General features: G+C 70.1%; 20 protein-coding genes. 9 read left to right on the top strand and 11 right to left on the bottom strand.

Annotated features, from left to right (window positions below):
• Window positions 1-43: 43 nt before the first annotated feature.
• The 8 genes from ACZ6B8_RS30450 to ACZ6B8_RS30415 all read right to left on the bottom strand — a co-directional run bounded on the left by ACZ6B8_RS30450 (window position 44) and on the right by ACZ6B8_RS30415 (window position 6,654).
• The gene (locus ACZ6B8_RS30450) at window positions 44-382 is read right to left on the bottom strand and encodes a metal-sulfur cluster assembly factor (RefSeq protein WP_030358830.1); all 339 of its coding nucleotides are present in this window, start codon (window positions 380-382) and stop codon (window positions 44-46) included.
• Window positions 379-852: a Fe-S cluster assembly sulfur transfer protein SufU gene (sufU, locus tag ACZ6B8_RS30445; protein ID WP_471075986.1), complete on the bottom strand. Its 474-nt coding sequence runs from the start codon at window positions 850-852 to the stop codon at window positions 379-381. The genes ACZ6B8_RS30450 and sufU overlap by 4 nt, the downstream gene beginning before the upstream one ends.
• Window positions 853-868: 16 nt before the next feature.
• Window positions 869-2,137 (bottom strand): cysteine desulfurase, encoded by a 1,269-nt coding sequence (locus ACZ6B8_RS30440; RefSeq protein WP_471075983.1) that lies wholly within the window; start codon window positions 2,135-2,137, stop codon window positions 869-871.
• The gene (gene sufC / locus ACZ6B8_RS30435) at window positions 2,134-2,898 is read right to left on the bottom strand and encodes a Fe-S cluster assembly ATPase SufC (protein ID WP_030784213.1); all 765 of its coding nucleotides are present in this window, start codon (window positions 2,896-2,898) and stop codon (window positions 2,134-2,136) included. Before sufC ends, ACZ6B8_RS30440 begins: the two co-directional genes overlap by 4 nt.
• Window positions 2,899-2,905: 7 nt before the next feature.
• Window positions 2,906-3,250: a bifunctional 3-phenylpropionate/cinnamic acid dioxygenase ferredoxin subunit gene (locus ACZ6B8_RS30430; protein WP_055566801.1), complete on the bottom strand. Its 345-nt coding sequence runs from the start codon at window positions 3,248-3,250 to the stop codon at window positions 2,906-2,908.
• Window positions 3,247-4,428, bottom strand: a complete 1,182-nt coding sequence (gene sufD / locus ACZ6B8_RS30425) for a Fe-S cluster assembly protein SufD (RefSeq protein ID WP_471075978.1) — start codon at window positions 4,426-4,428, stop codon at window positions 3,247-3,249. Before sufD ends, ACZ6B8_RS30430 begins: the two co-directional genes overlap by 4 nt.
• A gap of 61 nt (window positions 4,429-4,489) precedes the next feature.
• On the bottom strand, window positions 4,490-5,911 hold the full coding sequence (gene sufB / locus ACZ6B8_RS30420) for a Fe-S cluster assembly protein SufB (RefSeq protein WP_369212511.1): 1,422 nt from the start codon (window positions 5,909-5,911) through the stop codon (window positions 4,490-4,492).
• The gene (locus tag ACZ6B8_RS30415; protein ID WP_471075974.1) at window positions 5,908-6,654 is read right to left on the bottom strand and encodes a helix-turn-helix transcriptional regulator; all 747 of its coding nucleotides are present in this window, start codon (window positions 6,652-6,654) and stop codon (window positions 5,908-5,910) included. Before ACZ6B8_RS30415 ends, sufB begins: the two co-directional genes overlap by 4 nt.
• A gap of 161 nt (window positions 6,655-6,815) precedes the next feature.
• On the opposite strand from ACZ6B8_RS30415, the gene ACZ6B8_RS30410 reads away from it, so the two are divergent.
• From ACZ6B8_RS30410 to ACZ6B8_RS30395, 4 genes are all read left to right on the top strand, one after another.
• Complete coding sequence (locus ACZ6B8_RS30410; RefSeq protein WP_471609293.1) at window positions 6,816-7,637, top strand: AAC(3) family N-acetyltransferase; 822 nt, start codon at window positions 6,816-6,818, stop codon at window positions 7,635-7,637.
• Window positions 7,638-7,713: 76 nt separating this feature from the next.
• Window positions 7,714-8,637, top strand: coding sequence for an ABC transporter ATP-binding protein (locus ACZ6B8_RS30405; RefSeq protein ID WP_471609292.1), 924 nt, complete (start codon window positions 7,714-7,716; stop codon window positions 8,635-8,637).
• Window positions 8,634-9,404 carry an ABC transporter permease gene (locus tag ACZ6B8_RS30400; protein ID WP_471075965.1) on the top strand — a complete coding sequence of 257 codons (771 nt, stop codon included), beginning with the start codon at window positions 8,634-8,636 and terminating at the stop codon, window positions 9,402-9,404. Before ACZ6B8_RS30405 ends, ACZ6B8_RS30400 begins: the two co-directional genes overlap by 4 nt.
• A 150-nt stretch (window positions 9,405-9,554) precedes the next feature.
• Window positions 9,555-10,583 carry a COX15/CtaA family protein gene (locus ACZ6B8_RS30395; protein WP_471075962.1) on the top strand — a complete coding sequence of 343 codons (1,029 nt, stop codon included), beginning with the start codon at window positions 9,555-9,557 and terminating at the stop codon, window positions 10,581-10,583.
• Between the two features lie 16 nt (window positions 10,584-10,599).
• Here the strand turns inward: ACZ6B8_RS30395 and ACZ6B8_RS30390 are convergent, their stop codons facing one another.
• The 3 genes from ACZ6B8_RS30390 to ACZ6B8_RS30380 all read right to left on the bottom strand — a co-directional run bounded on the left by ACZ6B8_RS30390 (window position 10,600) and on the right by ACZ6B8_RS30380 (window position 13,195).
• Window positions 10,600-11,697, bottom strand: a complete 1,098-nt coding sequence (locus ACZ6B8_RS30390; RefSeq protein WP_471075960.1) for an amidohydrolase family protein — start codon at window positions 11,695-11,697, stop codon at window positions 10,600-10,602.
• 100 nt (window positions 11,698-11,797) lie between these two features.
• Window positions 11,798-12,145 (bottom strand): hypothetical protein, encoded by a 348-nt coding sequence (locus ACZ6B8_RS30385; RefSeq protein ID WP_471075957.1) that lies wholly within the window; start codon window positions 12,143-12,145, stop codon window positions 11,798-11,800.
• A 96-nt stretch (window positions 12,146-12,241) separates the two neighbouring features.
• Window positions 12,242-13,195 (bottom strand): heme o synthase, encoded by a 954-nt coding sequence (locus tag ACZ6B8_RS30380; protein ID WP_471076509.1) that lies wholly within the window; start codon window positions 13,193-13,195, stop codon window positions 12,242-12,244.
• A gap of 418 nt (window positions 13,196-13,613) precedes the next feature.
• Between ACZ6B8_RS30380 and tkt the strand changes: the two genes are divergently transcribed.
• Genes tkt through pgl form a run of 5 tightly spaced genes read left to right on the top strand, consistent with a single transcriptional unit; the run spans window position 13,614 to window position 20,217 of the window.
• Window positions 13,614-15,716 carry a transketolase gene (gene tkt / locus ACZ6B8_RS30375; protein WP_471075954.1) on the top strand — a complete coding sequence of 701 codons (2,103 nt, stop codon included), beginning with the start codon at window positions 13,614-13,616 and terminating at the stop codon, window positions 15,714-15,716.
• A gap of 34 nt (window positions 15,717-15,750) precedes the next feature.
• A complete protein-coding gene (gene tal, locus ACZ6B8_RS30370; protein WP_471075951.1) occupies window positions 15,751-16,869 on the top strand; it encodes a transaldolase in 1,119 nt (372 codons plus the stop codon).
• A gap of 5 nt (window positions 16,870-16,874) precedes the next feature.
• Complete coding sequence (gene zwf, locus ACZ6B8_RS30365) at window positions 16,875-18,398, top strand: glucose-6-phosphate dehydrogenase (protein WP_471075948.1); 1,524 nt, start codon at window positions 16,875-16,877, stop codon at window positions 18,396-18,398.
• Window positions 18,395-19,441 carry a glucose-6-phosphate dehydrogenase assembly protein OpcA gene (gene opcA / locus ACZ6B8_RS30360; RefSeq protein ID WP_471075945.1) on the top strand — a complete coding sequence of 349 codons (1,047 nt, stop codon included), beginning with the start codon at window positions 18,395-18,397 and terminating at the stop codon, window positions 19,439-19,441. Before zwf ends, opcA begins: the two co-directional genes overlap by 4 nt.
• On the top strand, window positions 19,438-20,217 hold the full coding sequence (pgl, locus tag ACZ6B8_RS30355; protein WP_471609291.1) for a 6-phosphogluconolactonase: 780 nt from the start codon (window positions 19,438-19,440) through the stop codon (window positions 20,215-20,217). The genes opcA and pgl overlap by 4 nt, the downstream gene beginning before the upstream one ends.
• Window positions 20,218-20,251 lie beyond the last annotated feature (34 nt).

Below are 20,251 nucleotides of genomic sequence, written 5' to 3'. Positions count from 1 at the left end.
GCCCCCCGCGCCATCGGCGCGAAGGGCCCTCAGGGGCGTTCCCTCAGACGTTGAACCCGAGCGCCCGCAGCTGCTCGCGGCCGTCGTCCGTGATCTTGTCCGGGCCCCACGGCGGCATCCAGACCCAGTTGATCCGGAGCTCGTTCACGATGCCCTCGGTCGCGGACTTCGCCTGGTCCTCGATGACGTCCGTCAGCGGGCAGGCCGCCGACGTCAGCGTCATGTCGATCGTCGCGATGTTCGCGTCGTCGATGTGCACGCCGTAGATCAGGCCGAGGTTGACGACGTCGATGCCCAGCTCGGGGTCGACGACGTCGTACAGCGCCTCGCGGACCTCTTCCTCCGAAGCGGGCTTCGTCGTGAGTGTCTCGTTCTCGCTCATGCCGTCTTCCTTTCCGCGGCCCCGTCGTTCTCGCCCAGCGCCTTGGCCGTGGCGTCCTTCCAGGCCATCCAGCTCAGCAGGGCGCACTTCACGCGCGCCGGGTACTTGGAGACCCCGGCGAACGCGACGGCGTCCTCCAGGACCTCCTCCATCGCGTCGTCCGGCTCCAGCTTGCCCTTGGACTGCATCAGCTCCAGGAAGACCTCCTGGATCCGCTGCGCCTCGGCCAGTTCCTTGCCGACCAGCAGGTCGTTCAGGACGGACGCGCTGGCCTGGCTGATGGAGCAGCCCTGGCCCTCGTACGACACGTCAGCGATCGTCGACCCGTCGTACTTCACGCGCAGCGTGATCTCGTCACCGCACGTCGGGTTGACGTGGTGCACCTCGGCGTCGCCCTCGCGCAGACCACGCCCGTGCGGGTGCTTGTAGTGGTCCAGGATGACTTCCTGGTACATCGAATCCAGCTTCACGTTCCCGGTCAGCCCCTCAGCCGAAGAAGTTCCGTACGTGCTCCAGGCCGTCGACGAGGGCGTCGACCTCGCCGGGCGTGGAGTACAGATAGAACGACGCTCGCGTGGTCGCAGGAATTCCGTAGCGCAGACAGACCGGGCGCGCGCAGTGGTGACCCACGCGGACCGCTATGCCCTGCTCGTCGAGGACCTGGCCCACGTCGTGCGGGTGGATGTCGCCGAGCGTGAAGGAGATCGCCGCGCCGCGCTCCTCGGCCGTCGTCGGACCGATGATGCGCAGGTCGGGCACCTCCAACAGGCGCTTGACCGCGTACTCGGTGATCGCCTGCTCGTGGGCCGCGACCTTGTCCATGCCGATGGCCGAGAGGTAGTCCACGGCCGCGCCCAGGCCCACGGCCTGGGAGACCGGCGGGGTGCCGGCCTCGAACTTGTGCGGCGCGGGGGCGTACGTCGACGAGTTCATCGAGACGGTCTCGATCATCTCGCCGCCGCCGAGGAAGGGCGGGAGGTCCTCCAGGAGCTCCTGCCGTCCCCACAGGACGCCGATGCCCGTCGGGCCGCACATCTTGTGGCCGGTGAAGGCCACGAAGTCGGCCTGCAGCGCCTGCACGTCCAGCGGCATGTGCGGGGCGGCCTGCGAGGCGTCGATCAGGACGAGCGCGCCGACCTCCTGGGCGCGGCGCACGATGGCCTCGACCGGGTTGTGCGTGCCCAGGATGTTCGACACCAGCACGAAGGAGACGATCTTCGTCTTCTCGGTGATGATCTCGTCGATGTTCGACAGGTCGAGGCGGCCGTCGTCGGTGAGACCGAACCACTTCAGCTTCGCGCCGGTGCGCTGCGAGAGCAGCTGCCACGGCACGATGTTGGAGTGGTGCTCCATCTCCGTGATGACGATCTCGGTCTCGTGGTCCACGCGGTAGGGCTCGTCGGCCCAGCCCAGCATGTTGGCCACGAGGTTCAGCGACTCCGAGGCGTTCTTGGTGAAGATCACCTCGTCGCGGCTGGGCGCGTTGATGAACGCCGCGACCTTGTCACGGGCGCCCTCGTACAGCGCGGTGGCCTCCTCGGCGAGGACGTGCACGCCGCGGTGAACGTTGGCGTTGTGCTGCTCGTAGTACTCGTTCAGTACGTCGAGGACCTGGCGCGGCGTCTGCGAGGTCGCCGCGTTGTCCAGGTACACGAGCTTCTTGCCGTCGTGGATCGTGCGATCCAGGATCGGGAAGTCCTTGCGGATCGCCTCGGTGTCGAGGAGGCCGGAAAGCCCCTGGTGGGCCACTGTCACGCGGATGCGCCACCCTTCGTGTATGCCTCGTAGCCCTCGGCCTCGAGCTTGTCGGCGAGCTCGGCGCCGCCGGACTCGGCGATGCGGCCGTTCGCGAAGACGTGCACGAAGTCGGGCTTGATGTAGCGCAGGATGCGCGTGTAGTGCGTGATCAGCAGGGTGCCGACCTCACCGGTCTCGCGGACGCGGTTGACGCCGTCGGAGACCTGGCGGAGCGCGTCGACGTCCAGGCCGGAGTCCGTCTCGTCGAGGATCGCGATCTTCGGCTTGAGGAGCTCCATCTGGAGGATCTCGTGGCGCTTCTTCTCACCGCCGGAGAAGCCCTCGTTGACGTTGCGCTCGGCGAAGGCCGGGTCCATCTGGAGCTGCTCCATCGCGGACTTGACCTCCTTCACCCAGGTGCGCAGCTTGGGGGCCTCGCCGCGGATCGCCGTCGCCGACGTGCGCAGGAAGTTGGAGACCGAGACGCCGGGGACCTCGACCGGGTACTGCATGGCGAGGAACATGCCGGCGCGGGCCCGCTCGTCGACGGACATCTCCAGGACGTCCTCGCCGTCGAGGGTCACGGTGCCCTGCGTGATCGTGTACTTGGGGTGACCCGCGATGGAGTAGGCGAGCGTCGACTTGCCGGAGCCGTTCGGGCCCATGATGGCGTGGGTCTCGCCCTGCTTCACGGTCAGGTCGACGCCCTTGAGGATCTCCTTGGTGGAGTTGTCGGCCTCGACGGTGACGTGCAGGTCCTTGATTTCAAGCGTTGCCATGGGTGCCTCAGGACTCCTGGGAAAGGGAGGCGTGCACGTCTACGAGTACATCGCCCCCTTCGATCTTTACGGGGTATACGGGGACGGGGCGCGTCGCGGGGAGGCCGGACGGCTTGCCGGTGCGGAGGTCGAAGCTGGAGCCGTGCAGCCAGCACTCGATCTGGCAGTCCTCCACCTCGCCCTCGGAGAGGGAGACGTTCGCGTGCGAGCAGATGTCGTGGATCGCGTACACCTCACCCTCGGTGTGGACGACCGAGACGGGCGTGCCGTCGAGTTCCACCCGCTTGGGGGTGTCCTCCTCCAGCTCGCTCAGTCCGCAGGCCCGGACGAACCGGGCTTGGTCGAGGCTCATGCGACGGTCGCCTCCAGCTCCTCTTCGATCTTCGCGATGAGGCGCTCCTCGACGTCGGGCAGGCCGATCTGCTGGACCAGCTCGGCGAAGAAGCCGCGGACGACGAGGCGTCGGGCGTCCTCCTCCGAGATGCCGCGCGACTGCAGGTAGAAGAGCTGCTCGTCGTCGAAGCGGCCGGTCGCCGAGGCGTGGCCCGCGCCGACGATCTCGCCGGTCTCGATCTCCAGGTTCGGCACCGAGTCGACCCGGGCGCCGTCGGTGAGCACGAGGTTGCGGTTCATCTCGTACGTGTCCGTGCCCTCGGCGGCGGCCTCGATGAGGACGTCGCCGATCCACACCGCGTGGGCGTCGTCGCCCTGGAGCGCGCCCTTGTAGACGACGTTGGACTTGCAGTGCGGGGTGTTGTGGTCGACCAGGAGGCGGTGCTCCTGGTGCTGGCCCGCGTCGGTGACGTACAGGCCGAAGAGCTCGGCCTCGCCGCCGGTGCCCGCGTAGCTCACCCGCGGGTGCAGACGGACCAGGTCGCCGCCGAAGGTGACGACGACGGACTTGAAGGTGGCGTCGCGGCCGATCAGCGCGTTGTGCTGGGCGACGTGCACCGCCTTGTCGTCCCAGTCCTGGACGGAGACGACGGTGAGCTTGGCGCCGTCGCCGACAAGGAAGTCGACGTTGGCGGCGAGCACGGCGTCACCGGTGTGGTCGATGACGACGAGGGCCTCGGCGAACGCACCCAGCTCGATGACCTGGTGCGCGAAGGCGGTGCCGCCCTCGCCGTGCACGCCGATCCGGATCGGCTCGCTCAGCACCGTCTCCTTGGGCACCGAGATGACCGAGGCCTTCTCGAAGGAGGAGTAGGCCTGCGCGGCGACGCGGTCGACGGGCTTGCCCGCCTTGCCGACGCGCGCGTCGTCCCGGCCGACGGTCTCCTGGGTGACGCCCTCGGGGGCGCTCACCTCGACGCGGATGCCGCCGTCGGCCACCGCCGTGCCGTCGTGCAGACCGCGCAGCCGCTCCAGCGGCGTGAACCGCCACTCCTCCTCGCGGCCGTGCGGCACGGGGAAGCTGTCCACGTCGTAGGACGGGGGCGCGCTCATACGGGTGGCGACGGTGGACTCGGCGGCCACCGCGATGGATCCGGCGGTGGTGGAGCCCACCGGGATGTTCTGAGCCTCAGCCATGGCTGTCGTCGTGCTCTCTCTCTGCGTAAGAAATCTGCTCGCTGCGGGACGGTGTCCGGTCTTAACCGACCGAACCCTCCATCTGCAGCTCGATCAGCCGGTTCAGCTCCAGGGCGTACTCCATGGGGAGCTCCTTGGCGATCGGCTCGACGAAGCCGCGCACGATCATCGCCATCGCCTCGAACTCCGTCATGCCGCGGCTCATCAGGTAGAAGAGCTGGTCGTCGGAGACCTTGGAGACGGTCGCCTCGTGGCCCATGGAGACGTCGTCCTCGCGGACGTCGACATAGGGGTAGGTGTCCGAGCGGGAGATCGTGTCGACGAGCAGCGCGTCGCAGAGCACGTTCGACTTCGATCCGGCGGCGCCCTCACCGATCTCGACGAGGCCGCGGTACGACGTACGACCGCCGCCGCGCGCCACCGACTTGGAGACGATGTTGGAGGAGGTGTTCGGCGCCATGTGGACCATCTTGGAGCCGGCGTCCTGGTGCTGGCCCTCGCCCGCGAAGGCGATGGACAGCGTCTCGCCCTTGGCGTGCTCGCCCATCAGGTAGACGGCCGGGTACTTCATGGTGACCTTGGAACCGATGTTGCCGTCGATCCACTCCATGGTCGCGCCCTCGTACGCCACGGCGCGCTTGGTGACCAGGTTGTAGACGTTGTTCGACCAGTTCTGGATCGTCGTGTAGCGGCAGCGGCCGCCCTTCTTCACGATGATCTCGACGACCGCGGAGTGCAGCGAGTCCGACTTGTAGATCGGCGCGGTGCAGCCCTCGACGTAGTGGACGTAGGCGTCCTCGTCGACGATGATCAGCGTCCGCTCGAACTGGCCCATGTTCTCCGTGTTGATACGGAAGTAGGCCTGGAGCGGGATCTCGACGTGCACGCCCTTGGGGACGTAGATGAACGAGCCACCGGACCAGACGGCGCTGTTCAGCGAGGCGAACTTGTTGTCGCCGACGGGGATGACCGTCCCGAAGTACTCCTTGAAGAGCTCCGGGTGCTCCTTCAGCGCCGTGTCGGTGTCGAGGAAGATGACGCCCTGCTCCTCCAGGTCCTCACGGATCTGGTGGTAGACGACCTCGGACTCGTACTGGGCCGCGACACCGGCGACGAGGCGCTGCTTCTCCGCCTCGGGGATGCCGAGCTTGTCGTACGTGTTCTTGATGTCCTCGGGCAGGTCCTCCCAGGACTCCGCCTGCTTCTCCGTGGAGCGCACGAAGTACTTGATGTTGTCGAAGTCGATGCCGGAGAGGTCCGAGCCCCAGTTCGGCATGGGCTTCTTGTCGAAGAGGCGCAGGCCCTTGAGGCGGAGCTTGGTCATCCACTCCGGCTCGTTCTTCTTGGCCGAGATGTCCCGGACGACGTCCTCGTTGATGCCGCGCTTGGCAGAGGCACCGGCGGCGTCGGAGTCGGCCCAGCCGTATTCGTAGTTGCCCAGACCCTCGAGCTCAGGGTGGGCAGTCTCCGTGGGGAGAGTCATGCGGGGTTCCTCCCGGCCGTGCTTGCTGATGCTGATGTGGTGGTCCGTGTGGTGCTGCTACCGCCGCTGCCGCTGTTGCCGCGCGGGATGAACGTCGTACAGACGCCGTCCCCATGGGCGATCGTGGCAAGGCGCTGCACATGCGTGCCGAGCAGGCTGGAGAACATCTCGGTCTCCGCCTCGCACAGCTGCGGGAACTGCTCGGCGACATGGGCGACAGGGCAGTGGTGCTGGCAGAGCTGCTCGCCGACCGGTGCGCTGCGCGCCGTAGCAGCGTACCCGTCGGCGGTCAATGCCCTTGCCAGAGCCTCGGTGCGCTGTTCGGGGGGTGCGGCGTCGATCGCCTTCCGGTACGTCTCCGCCTGGGCGGCGATGCGGTCCCGGGCGAAGGCGTCGACGGCACCCTCGCCGTGACGCTCGGTGATCCACCGGAGCGCGTCCGCGGCCAGCTTGTCGTACGACTGGTCGAAGGCGTCGCGCCCACAGTCGGTCAGCGCGAAGACCTTGGCGGGCCGGCCCCGGGTCCTCGTCCCGTAGACCCGCTGCTCACGGGGTTCCACGACGTTCTCGTGGACGAGGGAGTCGAGGTGGCGGCGGACGGCCGCCTGGGTGAGGCCGAGGCGCTTCGCGAGATCGGCGACGGTGGAGGGGCCGTGGTCCAGGACGGACCGCGCGACCCGGTTGCGTGTGGAACGCTCCCCGGTCGCGAGTTCCTCCTGCGGAGCCTCGCCAACGTTTTTCACAACGCCATTGTTGCGTAATTCCTCAGAGCCTGACAACCCGCGTCCGAAACGGCCCCTGGTGCGCTGCATCACTTAGGCATACCTAAATTGACCTGCGGAAATGATCAGCGACCGATCAAATGGGTGGCGCCCACGGAATGCGTCCGCAAGACTCCTCAACCATGCCGACACCCTCTCCCACCGGCCCTTTGTGCACACGCGCGTCGCTCGCCGAGGAACTCCTGAGGCTGGGCGTCCGCCCCGGCGAGACCCTCCTCGCGCACACCTCGCTCAGCGCGCTGGGCTGGGTCGCCGGCGGCGAGGTCGCGCTGGTCCAGGCGCTCCTCGACGCGCTGGGCCCCGAGGGCACGCTGGTGGTCCCCGCCCATACGGGGGACAACAGCGAGCCCTCGGCCTGGCAGAACCCGCCCGTGCCCGAGGAATGGTGGCCGGTCCTGCGCGCCTCCCTCCCCGCGTACGACCCGCTGACCTCCCCCTCCTACGGCGTCGGCGTCGTCCCGGAGGCCGTGCGCACCTGGCCCGGCGCGCTGCGCAGCGCCCACCCGCAGACCTCGTTCGCGGCGCTCGGCCCGGCCGCCGCGACGATCACCGCCGGGCACGCCAGGGACTGCCGGCTCGGCGAGCGCAGCCCGCTGGCGCGCCTGGAGGAGGCGGGCGCCCGCGTCCTGCTGCTCGGCGCCGGGTACGACGCGTGCACCGCCTTCCATCTGGCCGAGTACCGCATCCCCGGCCCCGAAGTGGAGAACTCCTTCGCCGCCATGACGCCGCAGGGGCGCCGCTGGAAGACGGTCCGGGAACGCTCGATCTCCGAGGACGGCTTCGTGGAGCTCGGCGCGGCGTTCGAGAAGGACGCCGCCCAGGCCGCCGCGGACACGGTGGTGCGCGGGCTAGTCGGCGCCGCCGAGGCGCGGCTCTTCCCGCTGGCGGAGGCCGTCGCGTACGCCGAGCGGTGGCTGGCGGAGAACCGGCCGCGGCAGGCGTAGCCGCCCGGCGCCCGCAGAGCCGGGAGCGCCGCCCCGCCGGTCCGGGGCCCCGGCGCCGTCCCTAGACTGGCTCACCATGCGAAACGAGCCCGTCGTCCAGATCCGGAATCTGGTCAAGCGGTACGGAACCAAGACCGCGGTGGACGGTCTCGACCTCACCGCCGAAGCCGGCATCACCGCCGTCCTCGGCCCCAACGGCGCGGGCAAGACCACCACGATCGAGACCTGCGAGGGCTACCGGAAGCCGGACTCCGGCACCGTCCGGGTGCTCGGGCTCGACCCGGTCCGCGAGGCGGACGCGCTGCGGCCGCGCATCGGCGTGATGCTCCAGTCCGGCGGCGTCTACTCCGGCGCCCGCGCCGACGAGATGCTCCACCACGTGGCCAAGCTGCACGCCCGCCCGCTCGACGTGGCCGCGCTCATCGAGCGGCTCGGTCTGGAGAGCTGCGGCCGCACCACCTACCGCAGGCTCTCCGGCGGACAGCAGCAGCGCCTCGCGCTCGCCATGGCCGTGGTCGGCAGGCCCGACCTGGTCTTCCTCGACGAGCCGACCGCGGGCCTCGACCCGCAGGCGCGCCGGGCCACCTGGGACCTCGTACGCGATCTGCGGCGCGACGGCGTCGCCGTCATCCTCACCACGCATCACATGGACGAGGCCGAGGAGCTCTCCGACGACGTCGCGATCATCGACGCGGGCAAGGTCATCGCCCAGGGCAGCCCCGACGAGCTGTGCCGGGGCGGCGCCGAGAACACCCTGCGGTTCACCGGCCGCCCCGGGCTCGACGTCGGCTCGCTGCTCAAGGCGCTGCCCCCGGACTCGGCCGCCGCCGAACTGACCCCGGGCTCCTACCGGGTGACCGGCACGATCGACCCGCAGCTGCTCGCCACGGTCACGTCCTGGTGCGCCCAGCACGGGGTCATGCCGGACCGTATCTCGGTCGAACGCCACACGCTCGAGGACGTCTTCCTGGAACTCACGGGTAAGGAGCTGCGCGGATGAGCGCCGCCGGTACGTACACGCCGGAGCCGGGCGCCGCCCCGCTCCCCCGCATGATCGCCGCGCAGGCGGCCCTCGAGACGAAGATGCTGCTCCGCAACGGCGAGCAGCTGCTCCTCACCGTGGTGATCCCGGCCCTGCTGCTCGTCCTGTTCAGCTCGGTCGACATCGTCGACACGGGCGACGGCGACGCGGTCGACTTCCTCGCGCCCGGCATCCTCGCGCTCGCCGTCCTGTCGACCGCCTTCACCGGTCAGGCCATCGCCACCGGCTTCGAGCGCCGCTACGGCGTGCTCAAGCGGCTCGGTGCCTCGCCGCTGCCGCGCTGGGGCCTGATGACGGCGAAGACCCTCTCGGTCCTCGTCACCGAGGCGCTCCAGGTCGTGCTGCTCACGGTCATCGCGTTCGCCCTCGGCTGGTCGCCGCACGGCAACCCCCTCTCCGTGCTCCTCCTGCTGGTCCTCGGCACGGCGGCCTTCTCCGGGCTCGGTCTGCTGATGGCGGGCACGCTCAAGGCCGAGGCGACGCTCGCCGCGGCCAACCTCGTCTTCCTGCTGCTCCTGATGGGCGGCGGCGTGATCGTCCCGCTCGACAAGTTCCCCGACGCGGCGCAGTCGGTGCTCGGTCTGCTCCCCGTCTCGGCCCTCTCGGACGGCCTGCGGGACGTGCTGCAGCACGGCGCGGGTCTGCCCTGGGGCGATCTCGGAATCCTCGCGGTGTGGGCGGTGCTCGGCCTCGGCGCGGCGGCGAAGTTCTTCCGCTGGGAGTGAGGCGGGCCTGCGTGCATTGCGCGTACGAGGTGAGACCACTCCGCTCGCTCTGCTTTTCGTGTTTCGGGGCTTTCCCGGAATCCGATCTTCTCGCCGGGGAATTCGACGGTCCGGTGCCTGTCGGCGGACATGCGCAACCCTCGTGAAGACATGCACAAGCGGCCCCCTACGATGGTGCGCGTGCCAAATGTGACCCGAGCCGACATCGCTTCGGCCGCGCGGAACCCGCTCGCCTTCATCGCCGAGCGCTGGACCCCGACCCGGCGGACCGTCCAGCAGGCGGCCATGATCTCCCTCGTCATGACGGTGGTCATCGTGGTGACCGGCGGGGCCGTCCGGCTGACCGGTTCGGGCCTCGGCTGCCCGACCTGGCCCAAGTGCACCGAGGAGTCCCTCACCGCGACGCACGAGATGGGCTTCCACGGCGTCGTCGAGTTCGGCAACCGCCTGCTGACGTACGTGCTGTGCGCGGCCGTCGGCTGGGCGATCATCGCGGCCCGTGCGCAGAAGCCGATGCGGCGCAGCCTCACCCGGCTCGGCTGGATCCAGTTCTGGCTGGTGATGGGCAACGCGGTGCTCGGCGGAATCGTGGTCCTCGTCGGCCTGAACCCGTGGACCGTCGCGGCGCACTTCCTGCTCTCCACCGCCCTGATCGCGGTCGCCGTCACCATGTGGCAGCGGACCCGCGAGGGCGACTGCGAGCCGCGCCCGCTGGTCGGCAAGGCCGTGGCGCAGCTCGTCTGGGTCCTGGTCGGCGTCTCCGTGCTGCTGATCGCCATGGGCACGATCGTGACGGGCTCGGGGCGGCACGCGGGCGACTCCAGCGACGTCCCGCGGATGGGCTTCGACTGGGAGTCGGTCAGCAAGCTGCACGCGGTCCTCGCCTGGATCGTGGTGACGCTGGCGTTCGCCCTGTGGTTCGTCCTCAAGGCGGTCGACGCGCCGCCCGGCCCGCTGGCCCGCACCCGCCAGCTCTTCCTGGTCCTCCTCGCGCAGGGCGCGATCGGCTACGTCCAGTACTTCACGGACACGCCGGAGATCCTGGTCGGCGTGCACATGTTCGGCTCGTGCCTGGTGTGGATCGCCGTGATGCGCGTCCTGCTCTCGCTGCGGGAGCGCCCGCTCACCACGGCCGACGTGCCCGCCCAGGCGGACGACTCACGCCTGTCCGCCGTCTGAGCCGGCCGCACCGCCCTCACTGTCCGGCGCCGTCGGGGAGCCCGTAGACCCGGCGGGCGTTGCCCGCCGCGATCATTCCCGCCACGCGCTGCGCGTCGGTGAGCGACCAGGCGCCCTCGGCGACCCAGGTGCCGAGCACCCGCCCGAGCGCCTCGCGGAACAGGTGCGCCCCGACGACGTGCAGCTCGGGCAAGCCGTGGGCGCCGCTGGAGAACAGCAGCTTGCCGAACGGGGCCAGTTCCAGGACCTCCGCGAGGACCGCCGCCGCCCGGGCGCCGGTGCGCACCAGGGCGGGCCCGAGGTCGGCGTACACGTGCGGGAAGACGGCCGCCAGGTGCGCGGCGCTGCGGTGGTACGGGTAGCCGTGCAGCAGCACCAGATCGGTGCCGAGGCCCGCGGTGGCCCGCGCGAACTCCCCGAGGTAGGTCTGCGGGTCCCCCGCGCCGGCGTGCAGCTGCAGCGGGCGGCCCGAGGCCACGGCGATCCACAGCAGATGGCGCAGCAGCACCGGATCGGCGAGCGCCCCGCCGACCTGCCGCCCGGCCAGCCAGCGCCCCACCGCGCCCCGCACCTCGCCGGGTCCCGGCGGCTCCGGGGCGAGGGCGAGCGGATGGCGCACCCCGGCGACGGAGGTGAAGGCGACGGCGCCCACGGCGGCTGCGTGCACGGACTCGGCGAGATTGGCCAGGAACGTGTCGGCGGTGCCGGAGGTGTCCGCGACCTGTTCGGCGAGCAGCTCCAGACGGACGATCTCGCGGGCGTCCGCGTCCCCCGTACAGGCCATCTCGTCGGGGCCGGTCAGATCCCCCGGCAGCCCGGTGTCGACGAGGTACGTGGTGATGCCGCTGCCGCGCAGCAGGCGCCGGCCCGACTCCAGGACGCCGAGTTCGCGGCGGCGGGCCAGATAGCGGGCCGGCGGGCAGTGCGGCTCCATGCCGAGCAGCGGCGGGCACCAGCGGCGCACGGCGAAGCCGGTCTGGGTGTCGAAGAAGGTGGTGCCGGGGGCGGGCGGCCCCTCACCCCGGCCGAGGTGGGCCTCGAAGGTGCCGAGGCCCAGCTCCGTACGGAGGACGCCATGGCAGTACTGGTCCACCAGGGACGGCGTTTCGATCATCCGGACTCCCGATGAGTGGACCTTGTTCTTACGGTCCTAACGGGTGACCCGGCTGTCAGGTGTTGCTTTCGGCCGTTCTCCGCGGGCGCGGGGCGGCGCGTCAGCCGTTGCTGGGGCCGCCGAGCTGGATGCCGGCCATCCGCTTCCATTCGTACGGTCCGGTGCGCACCTTGGCCGCGAACTCCCCGGCGAAGTCCTCGTGGACGGTGATCCCGGCCTTCTCGACGGCGCTCTGCGCGACGGCGTAGGAGGGCGCCATCAGGTCGCCCCAGCCGCCGTCCTCGCCGACGAGGACGATCCGGGCGCCGCGCTCTCCGACGTACGCGACCTGGCCCTCGGCGCCGCCGTGGGCCTTGGCGAAGGCGCCGATCTCCTTGGCGAGCCTGGCCGCCTTCCGCTCCGCGCGGGCCGCCTGCTTGCTGTCCTCAACCTGCTCGGTCTCTGCCATGGACAGGATGCTACCGACGGGTAGATCAACTGGCGACGGGCGGGGCACGTGGCGTTCAACACCACCGTGCCCCGCCCGTCGGCGATGTGGGTGCGCTCAGCGCAGGAAGGGGTCCACCGCGACCGCGACGAAGAGCAGCGAGACGTAGGTGATGGACCAGTGGAAGAGCCGCATCTCCTTGAGCTTGCCGCCCGTGACCTCGGCCTTGGCGCGGTTCTGCAGGCCGTGCGCCTCCCACAGCCACCAGCCGCCGGTGACCAGCGCGACCGCGGTGTAGAACCAGCCGGTGTAGCCGAGCGGCTGGAGCAGCAGCGAGACGGCGACCATGACCCAGCTGTAGAGGACGATCTGGCGGGCGACCACCTTGTTGGAGGCGATGACCGGCAGCATCGGCACGCCCACGCGCGCGTAGTCCTCCTTGACCTTCATGGACAGCGGCCAGTAGTGCGGCGGCGTCCAGAAGAACATCACCAGGAAGAGGATGACCGGGGCCCAGGACATCGAGTTGGTGACCGAGGACCAGCCGATGAGCACCGGCAGACAGCCCGCGATGCCGCCCCAGACGATGTTCTGGGAGGTGCGCCGCTTCAGGATCATCGTGTAGACGACCACGTAGAAGAGCAGCGCGCCGAGCGAGAGCCACGCGGAGAGCCAGTTGACGGCGAGGCCGAACAACAGGGTCGAGACGACCGCGAGGGTGATGCCGAACACGAGGCACTCGCGCGGGCTGACCATGCCGGTCACCAGCGGGCGCTGCGACGTGCGGTCCATCAGGGCGTCGATGTCGCGGTCGATGTACATGTTGAGCGCGTTGGCGCCCCCGGCGGAGAGGTAGCCGCCCAGGCAGGTCACGAAGACCAGCCAGAGGTCGGGCACCCCCTGTTCGGCGAGGAACATCACCGGAACGGTGGTGATGAGCAGCAGCTCGATGATCCGCGGCTTGGTCAGCGCCACGAACGCCTTGACACGAGCCCCGAACGGCCGATGGCTCGGGCTAAGGTCCGTCCCGGAAACCCCCGCTGGACGGGATTCAACGGCCGTCACGCACACCCCTGACAGAGACATCCCAGCGGGCCGACCAGCACCTTCAGACATGAAGATCCGGTAAAGCCCGCGCGTACCACGCCACTGTAGACGTTGCCCATACCTCGCTCTTCGCGGGGGTGGGGTCGTGTTGGGCGGCCGGTCGGGCGGCGTCCGTGGCGAGTTGAGCCGCCAGATGAGCGGAACCTCGCGTTCATTGAGCGGACAAATGGGCGATACCGGTGGCCTTATGAGCGGACATATGAGCGACCCCGTATTCACTTGCCTAATGCCCGCGTTTTCCTTTCGACAGGCGGATCCTCGCGTGTCACTGCAGTCTGGAATGACTCGAAAAAATGAGCGTTCTAGCAGCGGTAGGCTCGACATCGGCCGGTGGGATCTACGCCGCCGGCATTCGACATGTGGAGAGGAGCCCTGACTCAGGGTGAGCACCAAGCCGACCACCACAGACCTCGAGTGGACCGAACTGGACCAGCGAGCCGTTGACACCGCTCGCGTCCTGGCCATGGATTCCGTACAGAAGGTCGGCAACGGCCATCCCGGTACGGCCATGAGCCTCGCGCCCGCCGCGTACACCCTCTTCCAGAAGGTGATGCGCCACGACCCGGCGGACGCCGACTGGACCGGCCGCGACCGGTTCGTCCTCTCTGCGGGCCACTCGTCCCTGACCCTCTACATCCAGCTCTACCTGGCCGGTTTCGGCCTGGAGCTGGACGACCTGAAGGCCTTCCGCACCTGGGGCTCGAAGACCCCGGGCCACCCGGAGTACGGCCACACGGTCGGCGTGGAGACGACCACGGGCCCGCTGGGCCAGGGCGTCGCCAACGCCGTGGGCATGGCGATGGCGGCCCGCTACGAGCGCGGTCTGTTCGACCCGGAGGCGGCCGACGGCGCGTCCCCGTTCGATCACCACATCTACGCCATCGCCGGTGACGGCTGCCTCCAGGAGGGCATCTCCGGCGAGGCCTCCTCGCTGGCCGGGCACCAGAAGCTCGGCAACCTGATCCTGCTGTGGGACGACAACCACATCTCGATCGAGGGCGACACGGAGACCGCGGTGTCCGAGGACACCCTCAAGCGGTACGAGGCGTACGGCTGGCACGTCCAGCGCGTGGCGCCCAAGGAGAACGGCGACCTGGACCCGGCCGCCCTCTACGCCGCGATCAAGGCCGCCCAGGCCGAGACCGAGCGCCCCTCCTTCATCGCGATGCGCTCGATCATCGCCTGGCCCGCCCCGAACGCGCAGAACACCGAGGCCGCCCACGGCTCGGCGCTCGGCGACGAGGAAGTGGCCGCCACCAAGCGCGTCCTCGGCTTCGACCCGGAGCAGAACTTCGAGGTCTCCGACGAGGTCCTCGCGCACACCCGCAAGGCCCTCGACCGCGGCCGCGAGGCCAAGGCCGAGTGGGACAAGGGCTTCGCCGCCTGGCGCACCGCCAACGCCGAGCGCGCCGCCGAGTTCGACCGCATCCGCGCGGGCGAGCTGCCCGAGGGCTGGGAGGAGAAGCTCCCGGAGTTCGAGACCGGCAAGGGCGTCGCCACCCGTGCCGCGTCCGGCAAGATCCTGCAGGCGCTCGGCCCGGTCATCCCCGAGCTGTGGGGCGGCTCCGCCGACCTGGCGGGCTCGAACAACACGACGATCGACAAGACGTCGTCGTTCCTGCCCGAGGGCAACCCGCTGCCCGGGGCCGACCCGTACGGCCGTACGGTCCACTTCGGCATCCGCGAGCACTCCATGGCCGCGGAGATGAACGGCATCGCGCTGCACGGCAACACGCGCATCTTCGGCGGCACCTTCCTGGTGTTCTCCGACTACATGCGCAACGCCGTCCGGCTGTCCGCGCTGATGCACCTCCCGGTGACGTACGTGTGGACGCACGACTCCATCGGCCTCGGCGAGGACGGCCCGACCCACCAGCCGGTCGAGCACCTGGCCTCGCTGCGCGCCATCCCGGGCCTGAACGTGGTCCGCCCGGCCGACGCCAACGAGACCGTCGTCGCGTGGCGCGAGATCCTGCGCCGCTACACCAAGGAGTTCGGCAAGGGCGCCCCGCACGGCCTCGCGCTGACCCGCCAGGGCGTGCCGACGTACGAGCGCAACGAGGACGCCGCCAAGGGCGGCTACGTGCTCTTCGAGGCCGAAGGGTCCGACGGAAAGAGCGCAGCGCCCGAGGTCGTGCTCATCGGCACCGGCTCCGAGGTCCAGCTCGCCGTCGAGGCGCGCGAGCAGCTGCAGGCCGCCGGCGTCCCGACGCGCGTCGTCTCGATGCCGTCGGTCGAATGGTTCGAGGAGCAGGACCAGGGGTACCGCGACAGCGTCCTTCCGCCGTCCGTACGGGCGCGTGTGGCGGTCGAGGCCGGCATCGGCCTGACCTGGCACCGCTTCGTGGGCGACGCCGGACGCATCGTCTCGCTGGAGCACTTCGGTGCCTCGGCGGACGGCAAGGTGCTGTTCCGCGAGTTCGGCTTCACCGCCGACGCCGTGGCCGAGGCGGCCCGGGAATCGATCGCCGCCGCTCAGCGCTGACGCCCATATACGACCAAGTAGGAGATGTAATTCCATGACAGACGCACTCAAGCGCCTCTCCGAAGAAGGCGTCGCGATCTGGCTGGACGACCTGTCGCGCAAGCGGATCACGTCCGGCAACCTCGCCGAGCTGATCGACCAGCAGCACGTCGTGGGCGTCACGACCAACCCGTCGATCTTCCAGAAGGCCATTTCGCAGGGCGACGGTTACGACCAGCAGCTCTCGGACCTCGCCGCCCGCGAGGTCACCGTCGAAGAGGCCATCCGCATGATCACGACGGCGGACGTCCGTGACGCCGCCGACATCCTGCGCCCGGTCTTCGACGCGACCGGCGGCCAGGACGGCCGGGTGTCCATCGAGGTCGACCCGCGCCTGGCGCACAACACCAAGGCCACGGTCGCCGAGGCCAAGCAGCTCGCCTGGCTCGTGGACCGCCCGAACACCCTCATCAAGATCCCGGCCACCAAGGCGGGCCTCCCGGCGATCACCGAGGTCATCGGCCTCGGCATCAGCGTCAACGTCACGCTGATCTTCTCGCTGGAGCGCTACCGCCTGGTCATGGACGCGTACCTGGCGGGCCTGGAGAAGGCCAAGGAGCGCGGTCTCGACCTCTCCAAGATCCACTCGGTGGCGTCCTTCTTCGTGTCCCGCGTGGACACCGAGATCGACAAGCGCCTCGACGCCATCGGCACGGACGAGGCCAAGTCCGCCAAGGGCAAGGCCGCGCTCGCCAACGCCCGGCTCGCCTACGAGGCGTACGAGGAGGTCTTCTCCTCCGACCGCTGGGCCGCGCTGGACAAGGCGCAGGCCAACAAGCAGCGTCCGCTGTGGGCCTCGACCGGCGTCAAGGACCCGGCCTACAAGGACACGCTGTACGTCGACGAGCTCGTCGCGCCCAACACGGTGAACACGATGCCCGAGGCGACCCTGGAGGCCACCGGCGACCACGGCTCGATCTCCGGCAACACCATCGCGGGCACCTACGACCAGGCGCGCGCCGAGATCGCCGCGGTGGAGAAGCTCGGTATCTCCTACGACGAGGTCGTGCAGCTCCTGGAGGACGAGGGCGTCGACAAGTTCGAGGCGTCCTGGAACGACCTGCTCAAGTCGACCGAGGCCGAGCTCAAGCGCCTCGCTCCTGCGAAGGGCTGACCACTTTGTCAAGCAGCAATCCGCTGCGTGACGCCGCAGACCGACGGCTCCCGCGTATCGCGGGGCCGTCGGGCCTGGTCATTTTCGGCGTCACGGGCGATTTGTCCCGTAAAAAGTTGATGCCCGCCGTCTACGACCTCGCCAACCGGGGTCTCCTTCCGCCGGGCTTCTCGCTCATCGGCTTCGCCCGGCGCGACTGGGAGGACGAGGACTTCGCCCAGGTCGTCCACGACGCGGTCAAGCAGCACTCGCGGACCCCGTTCCGCGAGGAGGTCTGGCAGCAGCTCATCCAGGGCATGCGCTTCGTCCAGGGCAACTTCGACGACGACGACGCCTTCGAGCAGCTCAAGGCCACCATCCAGGAGCTGGACAAGGCGCAGGGCACCGGCGGCAACTTCGCGTTCTACCTCTCGGTGCCGCCGAAGTTCTTCCCGCAGGTGGTGCAGCAGCTCAAGAAGCACGAGCTGGCCGACGCCCCGAAGGGCGCCTGGCGTCGCGCGGTCATCGAGAAGCCGTTCGGCCACGACCTCGCGTCGGCCCGCGAGCTGAACGCGATCGTGCACGAGGTGTTCGCCCCGGACCAGGTGTTCCGGATCGACCACTACCTCGGCAAGGAGACCGTCCAGAACATCCTGGCGCTCCGCTTCGCCAACCAGATGTTCGAGCCGATCTGGAACCGGTCGTACGTGGACCACGTCCAGATCACCATGGCCGAGGACATCGGCATCGGCGGCCGCGCCGGCTACTACGACGGCATCGGCGCCGCGCGCGACGTCATCCAGAACCACCTGCTCCAGCTGATGGCGCTGACCGCGATGGAGGAGCCCGCCTCCTTCGACGCGAACGCCCTGGTCGCCGAGAAGGCCAAGGTGCTGGGCGCCGTCCGGCTGCCCAAGGACCTCGGCAGGAGCACCGTCCGCGGGCAGTACGCCGCGGGGTGGCAGGGCGGCGAGAAGGCCGTCGGCTACCTCCAGGAAGACGGCATCGACCCCAAGTCGAAGACCGACACCTACGCGGCCATCAAGCTGGAGGTGGACAACCGCCGCTGGGCGGGCGTGCCCTTCTACCTGCGCACGGGCAAGCGGCTCGGCCGCCGGGTGACGGAGATCGCGGTGGTCTTCCAGCGCGCCCCGCACTCCCCCTTCGACCACACCGCCACCGAGGAGCTCGGGCAGAACGCGATCGTCATCCGCGTCCAGCCCGACGAGGGCATCACGGTCCGGTTCGGCTCCAAGGTGCCCGGCACCTCCATGGAGATCCGGGACGTGTCGATGGACTTCGCCTACGGCGAGTCCTTCACCGAGTCCAGCCCGGAGGCGTACGAGCGCCTGATCCTGGACGTCCTGCTCGGCGACGCCAACCTCTTCCCGCGCACGGAGGAGGTCGAGCTGTCCTGGAACATCCTCGACCCGATCGAGGAGCACTGGGACAAGCACGGCAAGCCCGCGCAGTACGCGTCCGGGACCTGGGGCCCGTCCGAGGCGGACGAAATGCTCGCACGAGACGGACGGAGCTGGCGTCGGCCATGAAGATCGACCTTACGGACACCACGTCCAGCAAGATCAACAAGGCGCTCGTGCAGGGCCGCCGCGCGATCGGCACGCCGGCCGTCGGCATGGTGCTCACCCTCGTCATCGTCACCGACGAGGAGAACGCCTACGACTCGCTGAAGGCCGCCAACGACGCGTCCCGCGAGCACCCCTCGCGCAAGCTGGTCGTCATCAAGCGCGCCGCGCGCTCGCCCCGCGACCGCACGACGTCGCGCCTCGACGCCGAGGTACGGGTCGGCGCGGACGCGGGCACCGGCGAGACGGTCATACTGCGGCTGTACGGCGAGGTCATCGACCACGCCCAGTCGGTCGTCCTGCCGCTGCTGCTGCCGGACGCCCCCGTGGTCGCCTGGTGGCCGGTGAACGCCCCGCTGGACCCGGCCAACGACCCGCTGGGCTCGCTGGCCCAGCGCCGCGTCACCGACACCTACGCGGCCGAGGACCCGATCCACGAGCTGACCGCGCGCTCCGAGGCCTACCACCCCGGTGACACGGACCTGTCCTGGACCCGCATCACCCCGTGGCGCTCCATGCTCGCCGCGGCGCTCGACCAGGTCACCTGCAAGGTCACCTCGGTCCAGGTGGACGGCGAGGAGTTCAACCCGAGCTGCGAGCTGCTCGGCATGTGGCTCGCCGACCGGCTCGACGTACCGGTGAAGCGCGCGCTGTCGGCGGGCCCCGGCCTGACCGGCGTCCGCATGGAGACCGACTGCGGTCCCATCGTGCTCGACCGGGCCGACGGCTCGCTCGCCACGCTCTCCATCGAGGGGCAGCCCGACCGCGCGGTGGCGCTCAAGCGCCGCGAGACGGCCGAGCTGATCGCCGAGGAGCTGCGCCGCCTGGACCCGGACGACACCTACGCCTCCGCGCTGAAGTACGGCGTGGACCGGCTCGGCCAGCCGTCCGAGCCGGTGACGGAGACCGCGTCGGGGACCAAGGGGACCAAGGAGGCCGGCAAGGCCCCCGAGGCCGAGCAGGCGCCGGCGAAGAAGGCACCGGCCAAGAAGGCGGCCGCGAAGTGACCGCGACCCCGCAGCTCGTCGTCCACCGCGACAAGGAGCTGATGGCACAGGCCGTCGCGGCCCGCCTCATCACGAAGATCGTCGACGCGCAGGCCGCCCGCGGCCACGCGTCGGTGGTCCTCACCGGCGGTCGCAACGGCAACGGCGTGCTGGCCGCGCTGGGTTCCTCCCCGGCGAAGGACGCGGTCGACTGGTCGCGTCTGGACCTGTGGTGGGGCGACGAGCGGTTCCTGCCGGACGGCGACCCGGAGCGCAACTACACGCAGGCCCGCGAGGCCCTGCTCGACTCGGTGCCGCTCAACCCGGCCCGGGTGCACCCGATGCCGGCCTCGGACGGCGCGTACGAGGTGGACGCGGCGGCGGAGGTCTACGCCGCCGAACTCACCGCGGCCGCGGGCCCGGAGGACCACGGCCCGGTGCCGACCTTCGACGTCCTGATGCTCGGCGTCGGCCCGGACACGCACGTCGCCTCGCTCTTCCCCGAGCAGCCCGCGGTGCGCGAGACGGTGCGCTCGGTGGTCGGCGTGCACGGCGCGCCGAAGCCGCCGCCGACCCGCATCTCGCTGACCCTCCCGGCGATCCGGGCGGCCCGCGAGGTGTGGCTGCTCGCGGCGGGCGAGGACAAGGCGCGGGCCGCGGCCATCGCCCTGTCGGGCGCGGGCGAGGTGCAGGCCCCCGCTGCCGGCGCCTACGGCCGCTCGCGCACGCTGTGGCTCCTGGACGCCGCGGCGGCCTCGCAGCTCCCCCCGGAGCTGTACCCGCCGGCCGTGTCCTAGCCGCGTCACCCGCAGTTCCCGAGGGCCCCCGCAC

This window comes from Streptomyces sp. NPDC041122, assembly GCF_055592445.1.
This window is presented reverse-complemented; position numbering and strand designations above follow the sequence as displayed.